Here is a 1845-nt window from a genome sequence, read left to right as displayed (position 1 = left end):
CGTCGGCTGACCGGTCGTGTCGCTGTGGTCACCGGCGCGGGCCAGGGCCTGGGTAAGGCGATCGCGGCCGCGCTCGCCGACGAAGGCGCAGCTGTCGCGCTGCTTGGCCGAACTCGGGCGAAGGTGGTTGATGCCGCCGATGACCTGGTCGAGAAGGGACACAAGGCGCTGGCGATCGAATGCGATGTCGCCGACCGCGCAGCGGTCGGAAGCGCCGTGGCCGAGACGCTCACGGCGTTCGGTCAGCTCGACATCTTGATCAACAACGCGCAGGGCGGGTCGCAAAGAGTGGCACTGGGTACAGGCGTGCCGACGATCGAGCTCAGCGACGACGATGTCCTGGATTACATCCGCAGCGGACCGCTGGGCACACTGCACATGATGCAGGCCGCCTTCGAGGCACTGCGCCAATCAGACCATGCGGTGATCATCAATTTCGGTTCGGCGATCGGTGTCCGCGGTGGCGCCCGGATGGCCGCTTATGCGATGGCCAAGGAGGCGATCGGCGGGCTGACCAAGTCCGCCGCCATCGAGTGGGGCAAATACGGAATCCGCGTCAACCAGGTGTGCCCCAACGGCATGTCACCGGCTGCGCAGGCGTACCGCGACGAAAACCCGGCACGCTGGGAAAAGATCGAGCGCGAAATTCCGTTGCGCCGCTTCGGAGATCCCTACGACGACATCGGTCGTGCGGTCGTCGCGTTGGTGAGCGACGACCTGAAGTTCGTGACCGGGGCGACCATCATGCTCGACGGCGGCCAGGTGATGCTGCGGTAACCAACGTTAGATGCCCAGGCGCTCCAAAAGCCTTTCGTGCGACAGTGCCGGTCCGCCGAAGAGCAGGTTCGCCGACAGTGCGCGTTTGAACAGCGCGTCGGTGTCGCCGGACGGGCCGAGAAGCCGGGCGGTTACGGTCGCGGCCCGCATGGCGGCGCGCGAGCAGCCGATGTGGGCGGCTGCGGCGACGGGCGACGCGTCGGGGGATCGGGTCGCTTGTTCGTTGACGGCTCGGCGCCACAGCGCATCGGCGGCAACGTGTTGTAGCGTCACGTCGGCCAGCTCGGCGTCCCGCGGACCGGCTGCGGCCAGCAGACTCATCGACTGCTCGATCAGCCCCACCTGCTCACCGGCCAGCGCGGTGGTCGCCAGGTCGATGGTGCCCATCATCAACCGTCCCCCACCACCTTCGGTGCCGACGAGTCGTGCTGGGGTATCGCTTAATTGGACCCGGCACAGCGGACGTGTCTCGTCGAGCACAGACAGCGCCACCACCTGCAAGCCCGGGGCGAAACGTTCGACCGCGAACAGCGACGGGCCCGCGACCGAGCGCGCAACCACGAAATACACGTCTGCTCCATCGGCGCCCGGCACGAACAGCTTTTCTCCCGCCAACTGCCAGCCGTCCCGCCTTTGAATAGCCTTGGCGCGCACCAACGCCGGGTCCCACGATCCCGATTGCTCGGCCACCGCCAGCGTCGCGGTGATCGAGCCGGATTCGATGGCTTCGGCGTAGTCGACCGCCTCTGGCGACTCATTCCCGACTGCACGCAGCGCCTGCCAGGCAAGGCCCACGTTGGGAAAAAAGTTTGACCGGCAAAGGCGATAACCGTAGGCGCGCATCGCCGATGCCAGACCGGGCGCGCCCTGCGTCGCAACCATGCTCAGCCACGACGATTCCGCCGGATAGTTGCTCGAGTCGGTGTTGCTGGACGCGTATTGCGGTGCCTGCCGACGCACACCGGCCAAGGCCGACGTCGCGCTGCGCGCTTGAGCGGGCACGTCCAAGGTTGCGGCCAAGAAGTCGCCGCGCAGCCGGTTTCCGGTATCGGCAATGAGTTGCGGACC

At 66.9% G+C, this 1845-nt stretch carries 2 protein-coding genes; one reads left to right on the top strand and one right to left on the bottom strand.

Annotated elements, in window-relative coordinates:
* Nucleotides 1-777: SDR family NAD(P)-dependent oxidoreductase (locus ACFE99_RS14915; RefSeq protein WP_375486554.1), on the top strand; the 777-nt coding region annotated here is incomplete at its 5' end.
* 6 nt (nucleotides 778-783) lie between these two features.
* On the opposite strand, the gene ACFE99_RS14910 is transcribed toward ACFE99_RS14915, so the two are convergent.
* Nucleotides 784-1845: acyl-CoA dehydrogenase family protein (locus ACFE99_RS14910; RefSeq protein ID WP_375486552.1), on the bottom strand; the 1062-nt coding region annotated here is incomplete at its 5' end.

The organism is uncultured Mycobacterium sp., from assembly GCF_964249325.1.
In the GTDB taxonomy this organism is placed as follows: domain Bacteria; phylum Actinomycetota; class Actinomycetes; order Mycobacteriales; family Mycobacteriaceae; genus Mycobacterium.
Note: the sequence above shows the minus strand (reverse complement) of the source record. Positions and strands in the feature narration are given on the sequence as shown.